The sequence below is a fragment of the Roseovarius atlanticus genome, assembly GCF_001441615.1.
GTDB classification, from domain to species: Bacteria; Pseudomonadota; Alphaproteobacteria; order Rhodobacterales; family Rhodobacteraceae; genus Roseovarius; species Roseovarius atlanticus.
Genome location: NZ_LAXJ01000002.1, coordinates 136,540 through 158,232 on the forward strand (window position 1 = coordinate 136,540; position 21,693 = coordinate 158,232).

Annotated in this window: 18 protein-coding genes; 3 read left to right on the forward strand and 15 right to left on the reverse strand. The window is 51.6% G+C overall.

Going from position 1 to position 21,693, the window contains the following annotated elements; translation table 11 throughout:
* Positions 1-62 precede the first annotated feature (62 nt).
* Positions 63-212: a hypothetical protein gene (locus XM53_RS23360; protein WP_160321348.1), complete on the forward strand. Its 150-nt coding sequence runs from the start codon at positions 63-65 to the stop codon at positions 210-212.
* 180 nt (positions 213-392) lie between these two features.
* On the opposite strand, the gene XM53_RS00945 is transcribed toward XM53_RS23360, so the two are convergent.
* The 11 genes from XM53_RS00945 to XM53_RS00995 all read right to left on the reverse strand — a co-directional run bounded on the left by XM53_RS00945 (position 393) and on the right by XM53_RS00995 (position 14,773).
* The gene (locus tag XM53_RS00945; protein ID WP_057789380.1) at positions 393-860 is read right to left on the reverse strand and encodes a hypothetical protein; all 468 of its coding nucleotides are present in this window, start codon (positions 858-860) and stop codon (positions 393-395) included.
* A gap of 201 nt (positions 861-1,061) precedes the next feature.
* Positions 1,062-2,033 carry a hypothetical protein gene (locus XM53_RS00950; RefSeq protein ID WP_057789381.1) on the reverse strand — a complete coding sequence of 324 codons (972 nt, stop codon included), beginning with the start codon at positions 2,031-2,033 and terminating at the stop codon, positions 1,062-1,064.
* Positions 2,034-2,366: 333 nt separating this feature from the next.
* Entirely contained in the window at positions 2,367-2,834 is a 468-nt protein-coding gene (locus XM53_RS00955) for a hypothetical protein (RefSeq protein WP_057789383.1), read from the reverse strand.
* A gap of 44 nt (positions 2,835-2,878) precedes the next feature.
* A complete protein-coding gene (locus XM53_RS00960) occupies positions 2,879-3,409 on the reverse strand; it encodes a hypothetical protein (RefSeq protein ID WP_057789384.1) in 531 nt (176 codons plus the stop codon).
* Between the two features lie 60 nt (positions 3,410-3,469).
* Complete coding sequence (locus XM53_RS00965) at positions 3,470-3,925, reverse strand: hypothetical protein (RefSeq protein ID WP_057789385.1); 456 nt, start codon at positions 3,923-3,925, stop codon at positions 3,470-3,472.
* A gap of 184 nt (positions 3,926-4,109) precedes the next feature.
* The gene (locus XM53_RS00970; protein ID WP_144435407.1) at positions 4,110-4,904 is read right to left on the reverse strand and encodes a hypothetical protein; all 795 of its coding nucleotides are present in this window, start codon (positions 4,902-4,904) and stop codon (positions 4,110-4,112) included.
* A 168-nt stretch (positions 4,905-5,072) separates the two neighbouring features.
* Positions 5,073-5,360: a hypothetical protein gene (locus tag XM53_RS22920; protein WP_144435408.1), complete on the reverse strand. Its 288-nt coding sequence runs from the start codon at positions 5,358-5,360 to the stop codon at positions 5,073-5,075.
* 503 nt (positions 5,361-5,863) lie between these two features.
* Positions 5,864-6,901: a hypothetical protein gene (locus tag XM53_RS00980; protein WP_057789389.1), complete on the reverse strand. Its 1,038-nt coding sequence runs from the start codon at positions 6,899-6,901 to the stop codon at positions 5,864-5,866.
* Between the two features lie 291 nt (positions 6,902-7,192).
* Positions 7,193-11,047, reverse strand: coding sequence for a hypothetical protein (locus XM53_RS00985; protein ID WP_057790274.1), 3,855 nt, complete (start codon positions 11,045-11,047; stop codon positions 7,193-7,195).
* Between the two features lie 113 nt (positions 11,048-11,160).
* Positions 11,161-13,335, reverse strand: a complete 2,175-nt coding sequence (locus XM53_RS00990) for a KAP family P-loop NTPase fold protein (RefSeq protein ID WP_057789390.1) — start codon at positions 13,333-13,335, stop codon at positions 11,161-11,163.
* A 73-nt stretch (positions 13,336-13,408) separates the two neighbouring features.
* Entirely contained in the window at positions 13,409-14,773 is a 1,365-nt protein-coding gene (locus tag XM53_RS00995) for a hypothetical protein (RefSeq protein WP_057789391.1), read from the reverse strand.
* A gap of 1,035 nt (positions 14,774-15,808) precedes the next feature.
* Between XM53_RS00995 and XM53_RS01000 the strand changes: the two genes are divergently transcribed.
* Positions 15,809-16,231 (forward strand): TIR domain-containing protein, encoded by a 423-nt coding sequence (locus XM53_RS01000; protein ID WP_057789392.1) that lies wholly within the window; start codon positions 15,809-15,811, stop codon positions 16,229-16,231.
* A 2-nt stretch (positions 16,232-16,233) separates the two neighbouring features.
* Complete coding sequence (locus XM53_RS01005) at positions 16,234-16,719, forward strand: RipA family octameric membrane protein (RefSeq protein WP_057789393.1); 486 nt, start codon at positions 16,234-16,236, stop codon at positions 16,717-16,719.
* A 321-nt stretch (positions 16,720-17,040) separates the two neighbouring features.
* Here the strand turns inward: XM53_RS01005 and XM53_RS22925 are convergent, their stop codons facing one another.
* From XM53_RS22925 to XM53_RS01025, 4 genes are all read right to left on the reverse strand, one after another.
* Positions 17,041-17,514, reverse strand: coding sequence for a hypothetical protein (locus XM53_RS22925; protein ID WP_144435410.1), 474 nt, complete (start codon positions 17,512-17,514; stop codon positions 17,041-17,043).
* Between the two features lie 41 nt (positions 17,515-17,555).
* The gene (locus tag XM53_RS01015; RefSeq protein WP_057789395.1) at positions 17,556-18,773 is read right to left on the reverse strand and encodes a ComEC/Rec2 family competence protein; all 1,218 of its coding nucleotides are present in this window, start codon (positions 18,771-18,773) and stop codon (positions 17,556-17,558) included.
* Between the two features lie 208 nt (positions 18,774-18,981).
* The gene (locus tag XM53_RS01020) at positions 18,982-21,378 is read right to left on the reverse strand and encodes an AAA family ATPase (protein ID WP_057789396.1); all 2,397 of its coding nucleotides are present in this window, start codon (positions 21,376-21,378) and stop codon (positions 18,982-18,984) included.
* Positions 21,371-21,592 (reverse strand): hypothetical protein, encoded by a 222-nt coding sequence (locus XM53_RS01025; RefSeq protein WP_057789402.1) that lies wholly within the window; start codon positions 21,590-21,592, stop codon positions 21,371-21,373. Before XM53_RS01025 ends, XM53_RS01020 begins: the two co-directional genes overlap by 8 nt.
* Positions 21,593-21,693 lie beyond the last annotated feature (101 nt).

Below are 21,693 nucleotides of genomic sequence, written 5' to 3' on the forward strand. Positions count from 1 at the left end.
GAGACGACTGTCGAAGAGAAGGATGCCGAGATGGTGCGTATGGAAAGGCACGCCAGGTCCTCATGACTGCGCTCAATGACCGCGAACGCGTCATCCGAGAGCTGGAAGAACAAGAATACATTACCCGGAAAGTGATAAACGATGCGAAGAATACAGATGAAGACAAGCCTGTCAGCGATCTCACTCATCGCTACATTGACAGCTTGCAGTGAGATGCCTGAGATCCAGGAACGTCCGAAGGTTCCTGAGTACCTTTTAATCTGTCCTGGCGAGCCCGTGCCTGTCGGGAACGAGACGGAGACGGAATTCCTGGAGTGGGTAGAAGATACCCGGCAGGCTGGTCAGCGCTGCCGGGTGAATTTGGATGCGGTCAGGAAGATCCTGGAGGAGTGTTAGTAATCGACTTCGATCTCGTAACCTTCTTCTTCCAGTGCTTCGATATCGAAGGGGCACACTTCCATCAGATCCTCCTCGGTGATCGACTTTTCGATGCGATCCAGAATGCTTCCATATAGACCTCTGAAATCGTCCTCGTCTTCTTCACCATCTTCATCAAAGAGCTTCATCGCCCCAGCCAGCTCGGGCACATAGACGCTGGCTTTCTCAAGCATCTCTTCGATAGCGTTCTCATATGAGACTTCGTTCTCTGTGGGTTCGATCTCGATCTCGGCAACATCCCCCCTCTTTCTAAGTGTATAATAGAAGTCGAGCTCGACATCGCCCAGGCACTCGATACTCCAGACGATCTTATTATCATACTGATTATCTTCCTCATGGAAGTAGATGTCACCCAGGCCTTTATTGACCTTTCTCTTCGCGATAATGCTATCAAGCTCCGCGAGTGTAATTTCTTTTCTCATTGTGAAACCCTTTCTTTTTAACCGCTCACATTAAATACATGTGCAAAGTATCCAAAAACGCAACACCTATAAGCATTATTTCTCAAGTTGCTTTAATGTTTATTTAACCCTTCACTTCACTGCCTGATTGCAACAAGCATAACCATGAAAAAACCGACACTCTCACGAATGCCGGTTCTGTCTGATGTTATTCTGGTGACGCTAAGCGAACTCTGCATCCTGCTCAAGCCCGTGGATCCTCATCCATCTCGGCCTGATCTCGAACCCGAAGCCCTCTTCAATCAGGTTATTTATCAATCCCGTGAACTCTGATCGCGCATCTCGCGAACGTCCAGACGTGATAACAATATCTCCATCCCGGATTTTTGGTTCGCTGTGAACAAGTCCTTCGATAGCCTCGATGGCATCGCTCATTGCCTTTCTTTCGACAGGTCCGGTCTTCAGTTCACCTGGATCCAATTCTTGTGTCGTGATTGAGTAAATGTCTTCAGATGAGATCTCGCACCCATCATCTCTAACAATATCGAACATGTCATCTGCATTGATCGAAAGATTAAAAAGCTCTTCTGCATCCCTGAATATCCTCTTTCCTTCACGCTCGAAGAACTCGATCTCAATCTCTATGAACCGAAGACCTTCAACACCCTCGATATAGACAGCATTGACGAATGTATCGGGTTCTCCTGTCGTCAGGGATTTACGCGAGTACAGATACTCTACCCGCGCGATTCGCAGTACCGATCTGAATTCAGTTTCGGTGATAATCTTGACGTAACCTTGTGTCTTGGCTTCCTCGAAATCGTCGCGGACAGCGGTATCTTCGGAGACATCGACGGTTTCCACTCTCCCGTGTTCGTCGAGAAGCTTTTCCACCTCATTCGCAGCAATCTCTGATTCACGATTCTTCCTGTACTCCGCGACTTCAGCACGCAGTCTTTCGGCATACTCATCACTCGCTGAACGTAGCGTACGGTATTTTTCCAGCTGTTCTTTTATTCTCTCGATACACATCTGCGCTGTGTTGCCATTCATGTTGTCAGCTTCATCAACCAGAAAAGTGAAGTCCTGGTCGATATGCTCCAAGAGTGAAGAGTAGACACCGCAAATATATGCCTTGTCTTCCAGGTTGATCTCAAGACTGCCGATTTTTACCGTGGTATTTTCCGTGGTCATTGTGAAACCCTTTCTTTTTAACTGCTCACATTAAATACATGTGCAAAGTATTTAAAAACGCAACACCTGTAAATGTTATTTCTTAATAGGCCCTAATGTTTATTTAACTTTTATTTTGTTGTTATATTGACACTATATATAACGCGTTATATAACATTACCTACAAGCAATAAAGGAGACTTCTTATGCAACTCATCGCCGCGATCTTTCTCTTCTGCCTGATGATGTCTTTCGCCAGCTGTATGGTTGGGGGCTAACATGTGCCGACGAGACAACCAGGACCGAATATGAAAAGCCCCCGGAGTTCGGGGGCTTTCTCTTTTATGGCAACGCTCAGTATGCAGACGGTCGGAAGATAAGGTTCAACCCCAACACAATCTTCTCGCTTACCGTCATCCGGGAGAGGATATCCTTGGTATCGACCAGATCGATAAGAGGGATCTTAGGCGCTGGGCGTTTTCGCTTCTTCTTGCCGAAGCTCTTAATGAAACCCGCAGTTGTCTTGTACGGCACGTCTTCGTCATGATCCTGCCGGTACTTATCGAGAATGTTCGGAAGCGATTTCGTCACGCTTTGCATGATCGCTTCATCTGACTTACGTTCGATATGACGCAGGACATCGATGTGCGAGTCGAACATGCTGCCTGATATCCGACGGCCTTCATATCCAATTGCTAGGATCACATCACGCCCATGCGCCCTGCCCTTATCCCGGCACCTGAGTGCTTTCTGGAGCGCCGCCAGGCAATACGGTTCATCGACAATGGCACGGTCTCTTACTTCTGCTCTGATAGTAAACATTACCCTGTTTCTTTTTACTGGTTACCTGCCCCGAGGGGCAGCGATTACGCTGCGCCCTGGATGCGTGGAATGGTGCAACCTTCGGTGATGTAGACACGTGCCAGATCTTTGGAGACATCGAACCTGAAGTCGCGATGCATGTGGAACCCCTCAAGCAGTCTCGCGAACTCCAGACGACCGCGATGTGATGGTTCCGGTCGGATATCGATGAACGGTCCGGTGCACTTGAACGAACAGTACTGGATGCCTTGGATATCTTCGACGAGATCACGCATTCCGTCGAACGACTTATGCTCCAGGACTTCATTCATCAAGCTTCTCAAAGCACGCTCAATTTTCTCTGTGATCTGGACTCTTCTCTGTCTGTCGCATCTCAAGCGATAGCGAGCTAACGTCTTCCGGGGATCAATGTCGTATCCGTAAACAACCCTGACATCTCCATCGATCACTTGCCTCACATTGTCGATTGAGACCGTGAAAATGAGCTCATTGTCCTTGCGATAAGGAAACTCATTCGCGTCTTCGTGCTCTGTCATGAGTGCGTCTGCAATCGTGTCGTAGTAGATATTTTCCATTTTATGTACTCCTTGAAATGGTCCCCCGCCCGGAGTGGACAGGGGTAAATTGGTTGGGGATTAGTAGTCTTCTTCGACCAGCTCTTCAGCGATATCCGCCCGCATGCGGTTCTCCATTTCGAGCTGTTCTGCGAACCTGGTTGCCTCACGCACGTCGCTCTCACGGGTGGTGATCAGCTCTTTTGTGCGGACGATCTCCAAGATCCTGCTCATCAGATCGTATTCATCAAAGCCTTCAACTTCGATATCGAGATCTTCCGCGTCGTCGGAGTTGAACTCATCGAATGATGTCTCGCTCTCATCCCAACCTGTGTGCTTGATTTCTCCATCATCATCGATCTCGTATTCGAAGACGAAGACACGATTCAGAACCAGATCTGCTCCGGCGAACTCGACGTACCCTTGAACAGTGACCTGGACGTTACCTGCCCACTCCTGAACGAAGGTCTCGTTATGACGGATCTTCGCATCGTTGATGATCTCGTTCTCAAGCTGTTGTTCGGTGATTGTGCGCATTATGAATTCCTTTCCTTTATCAATGCTTACAGTTATTAATTAGGGTCAAGTATTCAGAAATACAACACCTTATAAAAGGTTTTGTATAATATTATTAATATTGCTTTAATCTTTGGTGAGTGAACATAAGAAAACCCCGATCACCTGGACCAGGATTAACTAACACTCAATAATTATGGAGCGCTTACATGGCTGGTTGAGCATCAAACATCAACGCATACTCCTTCTCGTTTCCCTTGGCCTTCTCTTTCTTGCGCTGGGCAGTCGAGAAGTCGATGGATCCATCGAAAGCTGGCAGGCCAGGAGCTGGGAGCACGTTCGAGAAGTGCTTTCTCAGGGATGATTTTGCGGTCATCAGAAACTTGTCCTTCTCGTCGTCATCCAGCTGCTCGACGTAGTGAATAACGTTCTTGTTTGATGCCGCCTCCAATAGGTTCTGACGCGCTTTCTCATCGCGCGTATTTATGAATGCCTTCGCAAGATTGATGTCACCTGACAGATCACTGGAGCGCGAGGCACGCTTCTCGTACTCTTGCTTGTCAGCCATCTCGTACTCCTGCTCCAAGGCAAGCTGCTGCTTCTGTGCCAGGCTTTCACCATCGTCGGGTTCGTACCCTTTGAACTCGTCGATGAAGTTCTTCATGAACCCTGAGCCCAGATCCACCGAGACTCCAAAGATAAATGAAATAGCTTTCTCGATTGCCTGAAAGAGTACTTTCACCACCGCCATGATTGCGACCATCAGCTGCTCTGACATCTTGAGCTCTTCGGCACTGCGAGGTTTGCGCTTCTGCCCCTGCTCCGCAATCTCATTCATCTTTGTGTTGACGTCCGCAGTTTTCTTCTTCGCCCTGGCGGTATCGTTCATCTGCTTGTTGACGTCGATGACTTCACCCTGGCCGGTCGCTTTCTTTGCGGTGGTTTCACTGGAGACCGAATGAGAAGATCTCTTCTTTAAAGGTGCCTTCTTCATCTTCACCGGGGTATCTTGCTCAATAAGATCAGTACTTTTAATAACATTATTCCTTTCTCTATTGATAAGTTATATTTTTCATATTTGTATATTCGAGAAAGCGGCAAGCCCTGGGCATGAAAAAAGCGCAACTTAAACCGCCGCGCTTTAAGGTTTCTTTAACTATCTGATAACTCAGTGAATGCGCTGCGCACTCTTCAGCTCTGCATTCTCTGCACGGAGACGCTGAACCATTGCTTCCAGGTTCTCGACATCATCTTCGAGGTCATCGATCTGTTCGATCTTGTCATCGAGATCACGTTCCGCTTCGAGTGCGCGTGCTTTCCAAGCATTCTTGAAGTGATCTGCATTTGCTGCAAGGCGGTAACCTGCACGATCCACCACGGTGCGCGTTTGCACCTGAGGCTGACGTCGGGTAGCTGCTTGAAAGCCGAGATTGAATACTGAACCGAGTGTCATCATCACTGTGTTTCCTTTTTAGTGTATATAACTATACTGATAATGTTATTTAATTGTCAAGTAATAATGTTAACTTATGGAGACTTGCAGCATCTAGGCACCCGAATTAATTAGCGATACGGCAGGAAGGGGTGGATCGTGGTAGTCTTCACCCTTCCCGAGAGATAGTTTCCCTTAACTAGCTCTTACATCGACAAGTAAGAAAGGCTTCAGCCGAGCCGCTATCACCAGTAGACTTGACGAAAGAAACCAAGCCGAAAGTCGGCTTCCAACAGCGCATTTTAATTGGGCTGCGATGACAGCGAAGGCCGCTTTCGCGCCGTTACTTACGGACCGTCGCGAATGGCCCATCTACCTGATGCTGCGGTCTGCATAAAGGTCGGCTTGAGGCGTCGGGCAAACCCGGGGCGCTTCAAAAGCTGACATTACTCTGCCTTCAGAAATGACGATGCGGCAAACCTAAGCAGGATAAAGTCGTAAAGTGTTCACTCCTAGAAAGAAATGTCTCACTCTTCAATTGCCTGTATGCTTTTTGGTACGTACAGCGTCGTTTCAGCATCGGTCTTCGGCGTGTAAAGCAGAACCATTGCAGGGATATTAAGGTGGTCGTAGACAGCCGCTGCGAGGTGAGCCTGAGGCTTATCTGACGAATGGAAAACACTGCAGAAGGATGCATTTGCGATATGGCAAATGTCTGCTTGTCCTCCGGCAAAATCAATTCGCGCTCTCTCCGTATCCTTCCTATGCTTCGGTTCCCTCCAATAACCAAGTAAGAACAAAAGCTGCGCGAGCCGATTGACCTGCTCCCAAGTCGGGGTGGCAAGATGCGCATCAGCACGCTTTGGCGGTATTTGTGGCGGCTGCCCAAGAAATTGCTCAACCATAACCGAGGTTTCTTCCTCGGATCGTGCTGCTTCAATGATGCGCTCGAAAGCTCCTGCTCCAGTAAGATTGTTGATATGGGTCGGATTCAATTGTGGAAGACAAATATCACCTTGTCGGTTTAACTGATCCAGAAGCTCGTCCTGTGCTTCGCGCGCCTGCTTTTTCATCGCTTCCGCAACGCTAGTGACGATTGCTGCCATTTCGGTAGGAAGTTCTGACACATCAAAACCGAGCAGCCGCTCAATGTCTGTTAGCGCCGCTTTGGATATATCCTCAAAAGATTTTGAGCCAATTCCGCCAATGGATTTTTGAAGCAAGTCCCCAAGTCCAAAGCCGCCCACGGGCGAGAGATTCTGCATATCCTCGTAGATTTTGCCGCGTTCCTCACGACCTTTGACGGATAGTCTATAGCCTGTTGGCATGCCACCTTCAGTGTCGGAAAGTGTCTCAAGGTATCTGGCACCGACTGCATCAAGTTGCAGATCCAGTTTGGCTTTTTTCCCTTCGTTGAGCGCCCCTAGAAGTTCTTCAATGGTCTGAATGGAATAGCAGGGAATGAAAGAAGTCGATTTACCAATGACCTGTCCCAGCGACGACATCTGCCCACCAAGAAGGTGGTTCCAAGACGAGGTATCAAGATAGACAGTAAGTCTCACCATAACAGTTTCTTACCGGTGTTAGTTTTTCGCCTTGCATTGCAGTATGCACGAGTATCGCGAAAGCGCTGGCTTCTGCCATTGGCTCATTATCAACGAACGGCAGGAATGTCCCGCTCAGCAAAGCCTGATCCGATTTGTCGCGCTTGTCTGCTCTCGGCCCGAAGCCGACCTTGAACACAGTGTTTGAATGCTGCAACCGCAATCCGCATTGCTGCCATTCGGTGCTAAGGACTACCTTGAGACTCCTCACGCTCGAACTGCAAAAGAATTCGACAGGTCTCACGCAAGATGTCACTCAAACCGCTGTTCGCGTTCCTCGTCTCTTTGTCTGTCACGAACCCGTTCACGTTCGATTTCCATCGCAAGCCGATCTGACACCGACTTTGCAGCTTGCGCGATTTCTTCTCGCTCATGCTGTATCAGTTCAGCAATAGCATCGGCCCTCGGCTGCATGACATCTGCACGGCTACCAGACCATGACGATGGGGTGACACGATCTGCATAAGCGTGCAGAACTGGCTCTGGCTCTGGTGCGGCTTCAAGGAACTCAACAGCGGATGACGTAATAGAAGAGCCGTCCCTTTGGCTATCGCCTTTCTCCCAAAGCTTGATGCCTGACGCAACCAACCCCCAGACATCAGGCTCGTTCCATTGCTGACACCACTCTATCAAGTCGGCCACAACGATCTTGGAGAGAGGGCAGCGACGTATACCGCCATGCCGAATGAAAAATGTGCGTCGGTTTTGTTCGTCCTCTGTCCCCTGAAAAACACGGTTCAGAAATGTCATGGGCATCAGCCCCGCTGTCGTCTCAATCGCTTTCTCGAACGAATGGATGTAGCCGTAGCGTTCGTCCACCACAGAGAAGATCGTATCCAACCACTCATTCTTTTCGGCGTCATTGCCATCGAAGCTAAGTGCGGCGTTGATGACGTTTTCCATACGATAGTCTTTGCTGCCACCAGGGTCGCTGTGATCTGCCAGCAGTGATTTGGTTGCCGCCTTCAATCCAAGTTTCCTCAGCTCAGGACCCAAGGTATCGTCAGCAGGGGCTTCCCCGTGCAGCTTCATGGTCAGTGCTTCGAGCAGCGTGTCGTCTCCGTCCGCCTTCGCTAGTAATCTTTGTGCAAGCCCGACCAGACGTTCCGATGGGAGGTGAGCGTAGTTATCACGCCAAAGGATGGGGCCGAACATCCAAGTGCGTGTTTCCTCGTGATCGAGCAGGGCCACGCACCGATCAAGATCGGCTTCTGTGAACTCGTTCCACGGATGCAAGCCCACGAGGACTTTCTGAAGTTGTGGGTGTTCAGCGCATTCATCTAAGAGTTCTTTTGAAAGCCCGTTGTTTTTGGCAGCCACCTCTTCGATGAAACCACCGATCACCGCAAAGTCGTGGTTCGAACCAGATGAAGTGGCGAGGTGTTCCAGCAACCCTTGCCAACCTTCACGATAATTGTGGGCCCCCTTAGCTAGGCCGATACCGAAAGCTTTGCGATAGGGCATCCAGTCGTTTGAGAACAAGTCAGCCCCCAACTCATCGAGGCGATGGTCTGAAGCTGCAAAATTCTCACCCAAGTCTGTTGCCTTTGCAGCCAAACGATCCTCAGCCGCGCGATATTTGTCTTCGCTGCTGTCGTCGAACTCGTCATCAAGCGCCCAATGGTCATGGCCTTTGCCAAGCACGTATGTATTGATCTTTGCGATCAGGTCGCGAGGCTCCAGGTCTCGATCCAAGTCGGCCAGGTGTTGGGGAAGTGGCTCCGGGTCAGCTTTACCCTTCTCCCTAGTGTGGTCGAAGTAGATGATCGAACGAACCGCCTTCCAGCCTGCTCCCCAGGGCTCGTAATCATTGATCGCCCGTGCTGCTTCGACCAGCCTATCCCGCATCGCTTCCTGATGCCAAAGACCGCGAAACTCATTCGCCAGAACCCGACGTGCACCGCTTTTGATGTCCTCGTCGTCAGCGTTTGCAAGACGCACAGCTAGATTGATAAAGGCAGTGCGCCATTCTACGAGTTGGTCATGGTTGGGGCGATAACCATAATCCCTCGGCCTTGCCCCAAACTCGTTGAGACCGAAGCCCGTCCACGGCGGTCCATCCAGCGCCGTTGAAAGAAGCTTCAGACCCAAGGAACGCCGTCCCGCATCTTCGAAACTCAGACACCTCTCTACGACGGCGTGGCGTTGTTCCAGAGAAGCATGAGTGCCTGAAAGATAGGGCTGAAAGAAACCTGAAATCTTGTCCCTTACCGCATCATAGTTATTGTTTTCATCTTCATGGTCTGCAACGCGGATCAGCAGTGCCATGCAGCGGTCAAAGGCATAGGCCTCGTAGGCCAAAGACTTAAGCAGGTTGAGGATCGTGGTCCTACGGGGATTGTGCTTAGGATCCATTCCCTGAAAGTCTGGTGAGGTGAGTTCGGCTTCGATCCGATCAAGCAGTGCATCTGGTGCAACGGGCCCAATGTAGTCCAGTATCCTCGATCCATTCTCATCGAGATCGGAAATACGGCCCAGCAGGCCATCAGGTTGCAGCCATGCCTCAACTATCTCGATGGCAACTGGGTGATCATGTATCAAGCCAAGCCTGTGAGCGAACGACATCAGAAGGCGACTGTTTCCTGGTGTCTCAAACGTTGATCTCAGGGTCTCAACGGGGATGCCCTCTAATGCTGAGCTTGCCAGCCTGTTCGCGACCGCATGGGGCAGTATCGCCCTCCAATGGGCTCTTTTCTGCACAACGTGACGGTCTGCCAGCTTCTTGGAGGCTTTGAACAATTGAGCCTTTGAGTGCCCTGAAATCGAGCCTAGGACTTCCAATTCGTTTTGACCAACCTCTGGGTTGGAAACCGAGAATGAGTATACCAACGACAGGGTCTCAGCCTGTTCGCGTAGGTCACCATCGTCTCCCTTCCGCTGTTGGAAAAGACGGTCGAACAATTCTGCGTCTGACAACTGGGCTAGGCCCTCACCCTGTTCAACCCTTTCTGCGATTGCCAAGGCCACCCTGGAATTGCCATCGGCAAACTCGGCGACTCGTCGTGCGTTACCCTGTCCAATTTCGGGAAAACGGCGTATCAGAAGTTCTTCGGCGACTTCCGGTCCGTTCGCCTCGATGTGGATCACTTCAGTGGTTTGCGGTTTGTCGTCTCTGATGTCGTATTCGACTGTGATCAGGCTGACATCTCCACTTGCAGCCGAAACCTTGCCCGCCAATACCGAATGCAGATCGGAGGGGCAATTGTCTAGGATCATCACCGCGCGACGACGCTCGGCAATCAGACGGTCTAACATTGCAGATGCGGAAGGATCAGGGTCTTGCCCCGTATCCACATAGACAGCGATAGTCCGGTCAAGTGGATCGTCGCCAACAGCTTCGTCAAAAAGTGCTTGGACAATCCGTGTCTTACCAACACCTGAAAGCCCCGTGATGCGGATCGCTTTGTTTGATGTGCGTATCAGCCGACGCATGGGTTCAATGGCGTCTTCGATTGATAATTCCTGACCTCGCTCAGTCGGCACGTGAACTGTCACGCCTGGAGCAGAGATAAGGGTGTCAGTTACCCCTTGGGGCGGGTTGCTCCAGGCTCCATAAGGCTGCCAGCCCGAATAGCCCTGACCAAGCTTGCCCTTCAGCCACAGCAACACCGACGGATGCTGCCGCACCCATTGGACCAGCTTTGAACGGTCGAAGAAATCGAGGTGGATGTTGTCCTTGATTGGGTCATTGGCCAACGCTGCCCGCATGGCTTCGAGGCGATCCTTCTTCATCGGTGGTGAACAATCGTCGGCGAGGCTCACGATGATGTAGCTGCCGCCAATCTGGGCTTGGTTTGCGATGGTGGGATTTAGTTCTCCATCCTTCAGCATCTCCGCCGCGATTGCAGACTTTGGCATAGAGTCCTTCTTGGACTGGAGAACAGTATTCGGACGGCTCAGGAAGCCCGTTTCCAGTTCGGAGGCATCCACTTCCACATGAATGTCGATACCTTCATCTGGTGCCTTGATCGAGCCTGACCAACTTACACTCGCAGGGCTATGGCCGTGTGCGGCGACCTCCGACTCGGCGAGACGCGCTATCAACTCTTCGAGCCGTTCATCGGACAACCGAAGCAAGTCATCTTTTTCAATATCGAAGATCGCCATCTCAACACCACAAAACAACAAATTGTAGGGGTAGCACATTCAGTCCGCAGCATCTAGTAATGCGGGCATCGCGTCGCAAAACGGGCAACGGCCTCAAGTTGAGCCCAGGATCGTCAATCCTCGCCAGCGTCACGTCGTTCCCATGCAGCCAAGAAACGACCGATGGTAGACTTTTGCTTTTCGTCGAGGCCGTCGCCTCGCTGTGCTTCGCTCAACCGCCGTCTGAACTCGTCCAAATCTAGCAGTCGATCAATTCCATCCACTTGTGCGCGGTCGTTCTCTCGTTGGACGAGATCGCCAGGTGCGCCACCGAAACCTCCCATGCCATGGCTGTAAGATTTTCCTAGGAATGCCACAGCGAGTTGGTAGAGCTTTGTGTCGTCCTCCAAAGCCTGAGTTGTGTAGGCCACGACCTCACCAGCCCCATTGGGCTGTAGCCTGTCCCATTCAAAAAGCAGCCGAGCAGGACTATTTGAAGACAGCATCGTGCCATCGGCAGCCGCTGCCCGAAGCATTTCGAGTGTTTGGCCTCGAAGCTGCTCAGCCACGGTTTCAGTTGTCAGCGTTTCCGCTTCTGAAGAAGGATCGCGGTCAGGATTGCTGGGGTAGTGGTCCTCCCAAGCCGAATTGCTGAAATCGACGTGCCATTGCAAGGTGGCTGCGGCAACAGCTCTTGCCAATATCTCGGATCGTTCTTCAAGGGTAGTTCGGTCTCTGAGTATGGATCGCAACAGCCAGTGCAGTCTGAACCTGTTGTCGCCGAATGATGCGAAACCGCGCCCCTCATCTTGGTCCAAGAACAATTCGTCGGCCATGCCAAACAATGCGGTCAACAGCTTCTCGCCCTGTTCAAAGGAGATGTTGGGCCCGTGGGCCGTCAACTCATCAAGGATGTATGAGGCTTTGGTCCGCCCTTCAGCCTGAGTGATCCCTATCGCGTCCCGAACACGGTCCTGAATCTCTTCAACCGTCCTTGATGCGTCGAGGAGATAGTCGAGTTCTGCTTTAGGTATGGTCTTCGACGAGACTGAAAATCGGAAATAGGTGTCAAAGTGTTCGTTTGAACAAACTCGCCTTTCACGAGCCCATTCCCTTGTCCCTGAATGGATGGTGTTTGCGAAGACATTCTGCAACTGAGGGAACAGTCTCATAAGGGCTTCCCGAAGTTGCCCATGATCATCTTCAGGTTCACTCCCCAGGAGCATCGATGTGTATTGGGCAGAACGGGCATCACGCTGGTCGTACCTATCGTTCTGACCCGCGTTCAGGATGGCTGATTTGTTCTGCCGTATGGCCCTATAGACCGCTGGCCGGAACACCCTCAGAGTCTCAAGACTCACAAAGTCTGGAAAAAAGACATCTGACTTGATGGGGGTGATTGTGATCGAGAGCGTATTGGCCAACCGCAATACATCCCGTGGCGTCTTTAACTCCGGCACAACGATGGAATGGAACAAATTGCCAAACTCGACTGGATCAATTTCAGGCAGATCAGCGGCCAACCCATTCAGCACCTCACCCATCATGACGTTCAGATGTGATCGATCGGGTTGAGGAAGCTCGAATCCTGCTTGGATGATCTTCTCAAGGTAATGCGCTCCTTCTGACGGAAACCGACGTGCAACGGCTTGCTCCGTCGCCTCGCGGTCGTAGGCCAAAAGATACATGACGTTCGGAAGCCGTCCTACCGACTTGACCAATCGGAAAATGACTAGCGCCTCCTCCGGTGAAAGGCGATCCAGATCATCAATGACGACGAGGAACTTCTTCCCTGCTTCGCGAAGGGCATCGGCTAGGGTTGCCTGTAGGTCCTCCGCAGTTTCTCCCTGCTCTATGAAGCCACCCAGTGCGTCGAGTGTTGCAGTCGTTGCTTTCTCTCCCACCGACCCTGCGAACAAGCCTACGGCCATTCCTGCAAGGCTGCTTGCGCCTGCAAGGTTGGCCCCCAACTTGCGAAGTGCTCCAGCGGCCTTCGTCTGGTCCGACAGGACAGGTGATAGCCCCGCATAGAGTTCCTTGAAGAATCCCACGGCCAAGGCGTCTTCGGTTCGATACATCCAAGCCGGAAAGTTGATCACATCAAGATCGGGTGCGTCCTTCGCAAGATGGTGCCGGACAAGATTGATAACGCTGCTCTTACCAGAGCCCCAAGGGCCATAGATCGCCACGACGCTGCCAATTGGGTTCTCGACACTTCGAATGCAATCGCTGATGGCACTGGCGAACGGATCAAAGCCAAATCGGTCATTGTCTGGGCTGGTGATTGGAACGTCGTCAAAATTACTCATCAACTACCTCGTGTAGATTTGCCCCTGGGAAGGGCCATTTGCAGCAAAACGAAGTTCATGCACTTGCTTATGTTCATCGAGACAATGTGAGAAACACCTCAAAGCCTCTGTTGCTTGGGTATCGTTCACCCCAAGCCCTTACTGTCGTGTCATCAATGATCATTTCGTTTTCAAATACTTCGGAATTTGGAATGAGTGAATCAATTGCGATATCGGCATTCCCTACAGCTTTTTCGCAAAGCAATGCACCGATGACCCTGAGCTTCTGGATTGCTTCGCCACTGTCGAAGTCATCCATGAATTTCCCCGTCAGTTTGAGCGTGGTAACGATCCCTTCCTGCCCTTCGATGCAGAAAACCGCCCTGTTCGGCAGGATATGGCTGTCAAGGTCGACATATTCTGAACTGGCCCAGTATTCATCGTAGCCCTTGTGGTAATCGTTTGTCCGCAATCCCTTCTCCCTGAGGAAATCTCTGGCTTCAAATGGACTCCAGCCCTCCGTTGTGTCCACGGTTGGCGGTGCTTCTTCGCTTCGTTCGTAATTGATTATGTCGGAGATGATCTGGTCCACATCTGCATTAGTTCTTGCAGGAAGTACGTGGAATTGACGTGTTGCCCGTCGTAAAAGCCAGGGCCGCAACGGGAAGATCAGAAAGAAGCGTTTACGCGCATACTTTTTCAGGTCGTCAGACTGAAAGGTCTTTTGATCAATCTGAATACGGGCTTGTTCAATGTGCGAGTAGCAAAACAGCAGGTAGAAAACTGGGATGCTTCCGACGGTTAGCAGGATCGGTAGAACGAAGTTGCGCCCGGTATCTGTTGTGAAGAACTGGTCTGGCTGTGACCAAATTGATGATACAGAGTTCCAGACCAACACAATGGCAAAGGTAGCCAAAATGAACTCCAGCAAGACCTTTGCCTTCGCATATTCTGGCTTTGTGTCTGCAAAAGCCAAAGTAGCTGCCAAGAAGAAGAGGACAGGCACCAAGACCAACTCGGTAACGAAGCTGAAAGTGTAAGCAACCACGATAAACTCAAAGATGCCGCCGAGCCTCACGCTGCCGCGAAACAGCTTGCGGAAATACTGGTCATCTTCCTTCGATTGCAATGCTCGACCAGCAAAAACGCAGCCGCCCATCACAAACCACAGAATAGTGGGTGGCATCTGGGACATCGACCACAATCCTAATTCGGCCAGCAGCCAGCACAGAGCGACCACGTTGATGGCAACTATGCCGAAGAACAATAGTAGCTTTGGCGCAATCAGTGCACTGGCAAGGTTCCAGAGACTGCTTCGCAGGTCTGCCCTGGATAGACAAAACAAGAGGCCAAGGATGATCCACAGGCCGATGGCAATTTCACGGTTGTTGAAGGCTTGCTGCAACCAGGTGAGAAACTGTTCGATATTGATATCCCTTGAACTCGCAAAGTGAGGCATTCGACGGCACCCTCACTAAAGTCTGCATGTTGGCCGGACGAACTATTTTACCGTGGCAAGTTTCGGACACGGAAGGAGTCGAATGTCCGGATCCATGACCACCAACATAAGCTCTTCGCAAGCGCGGCTAAAGTCCGCTTCCCGCCCTGTCTGTCGGACTGTTGCGAACGGCCCAGAGCGGCTACTCACAGTGCCCGTGCAACGCTGCGATGCAGCATGTGATACCGGACCTTGCTCAGCTGCGCAGGAAGACTCATAATGAAAAATTGCTGTAAACATTAAACCTAAAGCATAATCGACTATGGAGTTGTTTTATATGCCGCGGAAACTCACCGGCTCGAACGGGCGATCAATCAACATTCCCGATGGTTGGCGAGGCCTCCAAGGGGCGGACGGCCACATGGTTGCCGTTCGCCGAGGAGCAAGAGGCCTCCAAGGATCTGATGGTAGGATGATAGAGGTGCCGTCGGGGTGGCGTGGGCTGCAAGGCACGGATGGCCGGATGGTGGCTATCCCCCCTAATGGCAGAGGCCTTCAGGGTGCAGACGGCAGAATGGTTGCGATACCAGCAGGCTCGCGCGGGCTTCAGGGGTCGGATGGGCGGATGGTCGCAATCCAAAGCGGACATCGAGGCCTCGAGGGACCAGATGGTCGGATGGTGAGCATTGCTCCGGGGAAACATGGAGTTCCAGACAATAAAGGACGGATGAGGAATAAGCCATGAAACTCCCAGGCCAACATTATCGCCCCAATTCTTGTGGCCTCGGATTCTGACGGCCCTCTCATCCACTGCCTGCTCCTATGCTGCGGCTCAGCTTCGACGGACCTGCCGTTCGTTGGTTGCGCAGCATGTCCGCGGTTGCGAAGGTCAGCAACCCGGGTGCGGCAGTGCTTGGGAACTGGGCCAAAAAGGACCCTTCTCCAGATGGCAGGTGGAACGCAGCATAGTAGCTTCCCGCTTCGGTGAAGGCTTACCCTTCCGCTAACCGCGTTCAATCGCCAATACGATTTATAGGACAGGAGCAGTAGTATAATATGAACGTCTTCATCAGTCATTCATGGACGTATTCAGATCACTACAACAAGCTGGCAGAGTGGATATTTGAAGACGATTGGTTTATAAATGGAACGCGTTTGAACTTTTTCGATACCTCTGTCCCCAGAGATAATCCTATCCACTACGCGCCCTCCGACCAAGCTCTTCAAGCGGCGATTTACGAGCGGATCGCCGCGAGCCACGTCGTGGTGATTCCAACTGGCATGTATGCGAACCACAGCAAGTGGATTAAAAAGGAGATCGGCGGTTCTGCTCTCCACCGCAAGCCTATTTTAGCTGTCGATCCGTGGGGGCAGAAACGCGCTGCCTCTGTTGTCATGGCTGCTTCCACGCAGGCTGTCGGATGGAATAAGCAGTCGGTAATCAATGGCGTTTGGCACCTTGGGAATGGGAACTACTAATCTTGGAGAGCGCGACCACAGAACACGAGAGAACCGAAGAAGTCCTCGAGATCTACAAGTTGCTTGTGGAAATGGCGGATCGAGTCAGTCAACGTCGACAGTCCGCGAATTCGTTCTATTTAACTGTAAACACAGCGATCATCGGCGCGACCGCCTACGTCGCGCGGGACACCGACGGGGCGAACACTTGGGCGATTTCATTGGCTGGAGTCGCCATCTGTATTCTCTGGATACGCGCGGTCCTTAGCTACAAGTCGCTCAATTCCGCTAAGTTCAAAGTCATCACCGAATTGGAAGGGCGGCTGCCAGTGGCGGCCTTCAAAGACGAGTGGGAGTTCCTTCAGGGCGCGAATGGTAAGCGCCACACCCCGTTCCATAAGACCGAGGTTCTGGTCCCGTTTGTATTCATTTCTGTTCACTCAGCGCAATTTGCGTCAACGCTTCCTTGGCAAGCGATATGGGAAGCGGGAAAGTTGGCTTTGTGCTAAACGGCGAGTGATTTTTGGCAACTTTCATCCCGCCGAGCACGCAACGTTGCAGAGAACGGCCTGCGTGACGCACCATTTGAAAGTCGGCATCTATCGCCGCCGCCCTTTGGGCTTGAGATCGCAGCTGTCGTATCGATCCTCAGGTTCCTGACCGGTTCTCCGGGTGAATGTCCGTTTCCGCGGCCTACCGAGGATGCCTTCGCGACAGCGGCGAAGTTCTGCAATCCGCCCAGATTTTCGTACCGTCGCGAACGGCCCTTAGCCGACTTAATCAAATTCGTTATTGCTTCGCCGCAGATTCTCGAGAGTTGCCGTTCAAAACTAACCTATTACAGGCCCTTCGACCCATTGGCGTTGGACGCCTGCTAAGTCAGAATTTGGCCCCGTGGACAACCGCAAAAACAACCCATATTGGTATCGAAGCTGACGACACAGCGCCTGTAGCTTTGCGAGATCATGCTCGTCACCGACGGCATTGGTGGACTTCTTCACTTCGACGACCAAAAAGTTGCGAAGATTGTGCCCACGCTCATGTATAATGATATCCGGAAATACTCGATGGGTCGTCAATTCACCGTTCTCATCCGGCATCTCAATGTCTTTCGGATCCAGGCCTGGACCCTTGCGATTGTACTCAATATCCACGCTGTACAAAGGAAACTTAGGGCCCATTAGCATAGCCAATCGCCCGCAAATTGCACACTCGCCGATGTCTTGAGCTAAGATTTGACCATCCTGATCATAGAGTTCCTGTAGGCATGAGCTGATTATTTCATCCAGTTGATTGCGATCCAAATCTAGCTCTCCAAAACTTGGCTTTACGATATGCCGCCTAATCAGCGTTTTCTGACTTTCATCACGATCTGATTGAATTGCCTGTGATCAACTTGATGGAAAAAGGCGTAGCGATGGGCTCGGACAGCATCGCGCACTTCATTATGCGGATGCCCATAGTTGTTCGGTCCGGCTGCAGCATAGCCCACCCGCAACTCTGGCATCGCATTCATTACTTCGTCGCTATGGTTGTGGACCGACCCGTGATGTGGGAGCATAAATGCGTTGGTGAGTCCTGAAAAGCGTCGGTAAAATTTCAGAAAACTTTGTCGACGACGCAAACCATCGAGATGCGCGTCGCCCGTGAGCATCCACCCCCCAAAATCGGGCGATTCGTAATGGGTGTGCCAATAGGGGTAGCGTCGACAAAAACATATGTCTATTTCCATGCTTTCCGGTGTTATTGGACCAGAGTACAGCGTCATGGAGATCAGGTTGTGATCGGCCCAAAGCGCTTCATAGCAATTACGCAGCCTCTCCCGTACTGCTGGGTCCTTCGCTGATTGAGCGATAGCTTTCTTGTCCGTGCCTTTACCGAACTCGGCATCTAGAGCATCATTGAAGGCCTTCATCAAAGCAGCGGAAGGTTTATGGACATAGGGCACCAATGCCCAATTGAGCTGCCCGCCCGGTGTCATCACAAGGAGAGCCGCGCCTGGAAAAGCTCGCCGCATCTTTGCGGTACCTGCGCCTGTTTGAGAAACGGAGCTAGTCTCCGGGAAAGGTACCAGTTCACCCGTCCATTTCGCGGTGCAGTCGCCATCACCGCTGCCAACCGGAGCGTCAGGCACATCGGGACCGTCGCCCCCTTCATCGTCACTGCCGTCGACGAAAGTGACGGTTTCAACGCCGCGGCTTCCAAACCAACCTGACAGATCGCTTACAGCCTCGACGAGCACTCCCGTCAATGCGCCGCGGGAAACATCACGTGCGATGATTGCGACTAGGGTTTCCTCATTAAGATAGGGCAAGATCACTTCGCGGACTTTTACCTGCGACAGTAGAAGATCGACACCGTTGACGTGGTCGCTGTCGAGGTGAGAGAGAAAAAGCAGGTCAATTTCGCCGCCTTTGGCGATGGAACCGACCTCCCGCTTCAACGCATCGGCCTGATTGGAGCCGCAGTCATAGACCCAGCGTAGCGGCTTTTGACCAAGCGTCAGCTCGCCGCAATGCAAGCCGCCCTGACCAACTGCATGCTGCACCATCCTCACTTGCATCTATCGTCTCTCCTTCAAGATTTCGTTCTTGGTACGGTCACAATGCTTGGCCACTCTTCAGTAGCTTAATGCCTGTCAAAGGCTTGCCCCCGCCAAATTGGTCAGCCCATACCGGACTCTCTGCACCTCGCTCGAATGCTGCGGGTACGACCTGATTTTCTGCCATTCGCGACAGTCGCGAATTCAGACCAAGCACGCCGTGCAGAGTTCAAGTTTTCCAAGGCAATCGAGACTTCCCACATTTGCAAGCTATGGCTTTCTCACCGGGCACATCGACATCTGCGCGAATATGGCGGCCACAATGCTCACAGACAAAGAGGGCGACCAGCTTCTCGATATCTTCCAGCAACACATCGATGTCCTCGCCGACAATTTTGTCGGCGTTATCGTGAGAGACCAGATTGGCGATGAGGGCTGAGCCTGCCAGATCGGAGAAGATTTGCGTATCCAGCAGATCGGGCGACTTGTCCTTCAAAGTTGATCTCAGCGCACTGATCAGCTCATCGGACATACGCTTTTCGTTGATGTCGTTGAAGCGGAAGGCCACCTTGACCTCAAGAGCCTGGCAGATGTTCTTGAGGACAAGCTCCAGTAGCTTGCGTAGGTCATTGGTAACGTCTTCCTTGCCCTTCTTCTGTTCGATGATTTCTTTCAGCGTCGCGGGGCTGTTTTCGAGAAGGATACCATTTGCACCGTCTGACCGGACCTCATGAAAAATCCAGCCATGCTGCCCCATCTCCCTCTTGATAATGTCGAACCAGATATTCTCGTGCGTGAGGATGATAATTTGCCAATCGGAAAACTCGTTGCGCAAAAGACGTAAGAGCCTGCGCCGATGCGATGTATCGAAGCTTGTGACGATATCGTCCAGCACTAAGAACTTGGCGTGCTTGTTGAAAATGCGAGCGTTGGCGAGGAACAGCACCACGCCAAGACTATTTAGGTGACTTTCGCTCAAATATTTACGTGGCGGCTGGGTCGTCTTGCCATGGAAAGTGTACTGGAACTCGACACCTTCATCGCCGACCATAGTCAGGCGCACTTTGTCCACGCTCTCTTTGGAATGAAGCGCCGTGTAGAACTTCCCGACATCATCGCTGATGGTATCCAGGACGGCTTGCAGTGCCCCATTCTGAACCTTGATGAAGGCATCCAGTATTGAGGACAGGGTGATGATTTGGGCTTCGTAAGCACCCTTTATGTTTTGATAGCTTTCAAAGTCGTTCACCTGATCGCTGACGGTTTTGAGCCTGGTCAGCGCAGCGGCGACCTTCTTCTCCAGCTCCGTGAGCTGCAGCTTCTTCGCAGCTTCTTTGGCATGCTCCGCAGCCGTTTCCGATTCTGCACGCAACGCCTTCAGTTCGGTATCGAAACCAGCCGGTGACTCGAAAACCTTTTTGTCGTCAAAGGCGGATTTCAGCTCTTTCAGATAGTCGCGCAACTTGGGTCGCGCAGACTTAACAGCCTCAATCAGCGAAGAAAAATCCTTCAGATCGGAATACGTCTCCATGATGGTTTTCGTATTAAGGCCCGCGTTGATGACGGTCTCGGCAAGCGTATCCTTGAGCGTGCCTGCTTCATCGAGCTGCTTCTGCAACGCCTCTAACGCTTCAAGGCGCTTGCCGACCTCTTCTTGAAGTTGGGCAAGCTCATAGGGCAGCAAACAAAACGGGCACTGCGGATCGGTAAAGACTTCATCCTCTAGGACGGCCTTGCCGCGTGTTAGAAAGTCACTGAGCCGAAGCTTGTTGACGTTTTCGCTCTCTTTAGCGAGGGCGTTGTATTTGTCCGTAAATGCCCTGGCATCATCGGAGAATTGATCAATGTCGGCGACCAGATCACTGCAAGCCTTTTCAAGCTGCGCAAATCGTTCTGCCAGTCGTATCTTTTCTTCACTGCTGCCCTGTCCCCGAAGCTCTTCTAAAGCCTCAATGTAGGACTCTTCGTCAGAAACTTCTGTCTTAAGATCAAATGGCTTAATGACCTTGGCGGCCACGCCGTAAAATTCTTTTCTGTCAGGAACAACCTGCTCTATTTCCGCGATCATCCCGGACTGAAGGCGCTGAATCTGCTGTTTTGCGGTCGTGTATTCAGTTTCTTTTTCGAGCTGGTTCTTGGTTTGCAAAAGGACGTTTCTAAATTTCGTGATTTCGCTATAGCCGATAATATCGGCAATGGCCTCACGCTTTCCGCCTTTTGTTTTGTCGAGAAAGTTAACAATATCGGCATGCCTGAGAATGATATTGTCACCTTTCAGATCAGCAACAAGCCGCTCTGCATTGTCATTGGCAAAGGTGGCTGAGGTCTTCAGCGTGTCCGACAGCGCTTTGGTTCCGTTGCGGTCAGTGCCGTCAAATACCAGCTCCACAGAGCTGGGCTTGTCGCCGGCTAGCACATTGCGCAGTGAGTCCTGCTTGCAGTCCTCCCGCCACAGGTGGTCCACGCGGTCATGAATGAACCACTCAAGGGCATCTGTAATAGTGCTTTTGCCCGACGCGTTCTCACCGAAGATCCCAACGCTCTTCGTTTTCTTCGAAAAATCGAGGGGCAGCTCGAAACGTGCGCCGCGAAAGCGCGAAACGGTGATCTTGCGAACTTTAGTCATCACCTGCCTCCTCTGCCCCCGCCACATCAGCCTTGAGTGCGGCCTTGCGCGCCTCTTCCAGCTTTCGTAGCAGCTTGACCTTGCTTAGATCATCCTCCTTCCGAAGCTTGCTGACAGCGGCCACAGTGTCCGCGTCGAGGGATTCGTCCTTAACCTGGGTGTCGAGGAACTCGGCAATGACCTCGGACGCTGTCTTGATGTTTTCGGTGGTCAAGGACTATCCCCTTGTTTAGTATTGAAAAATGCGAATTTTGTTCACACAAACGTACAATCTTAGCGAGCAAGAAATCAAGTTTGTTCGCGGCGTTGCGGGCA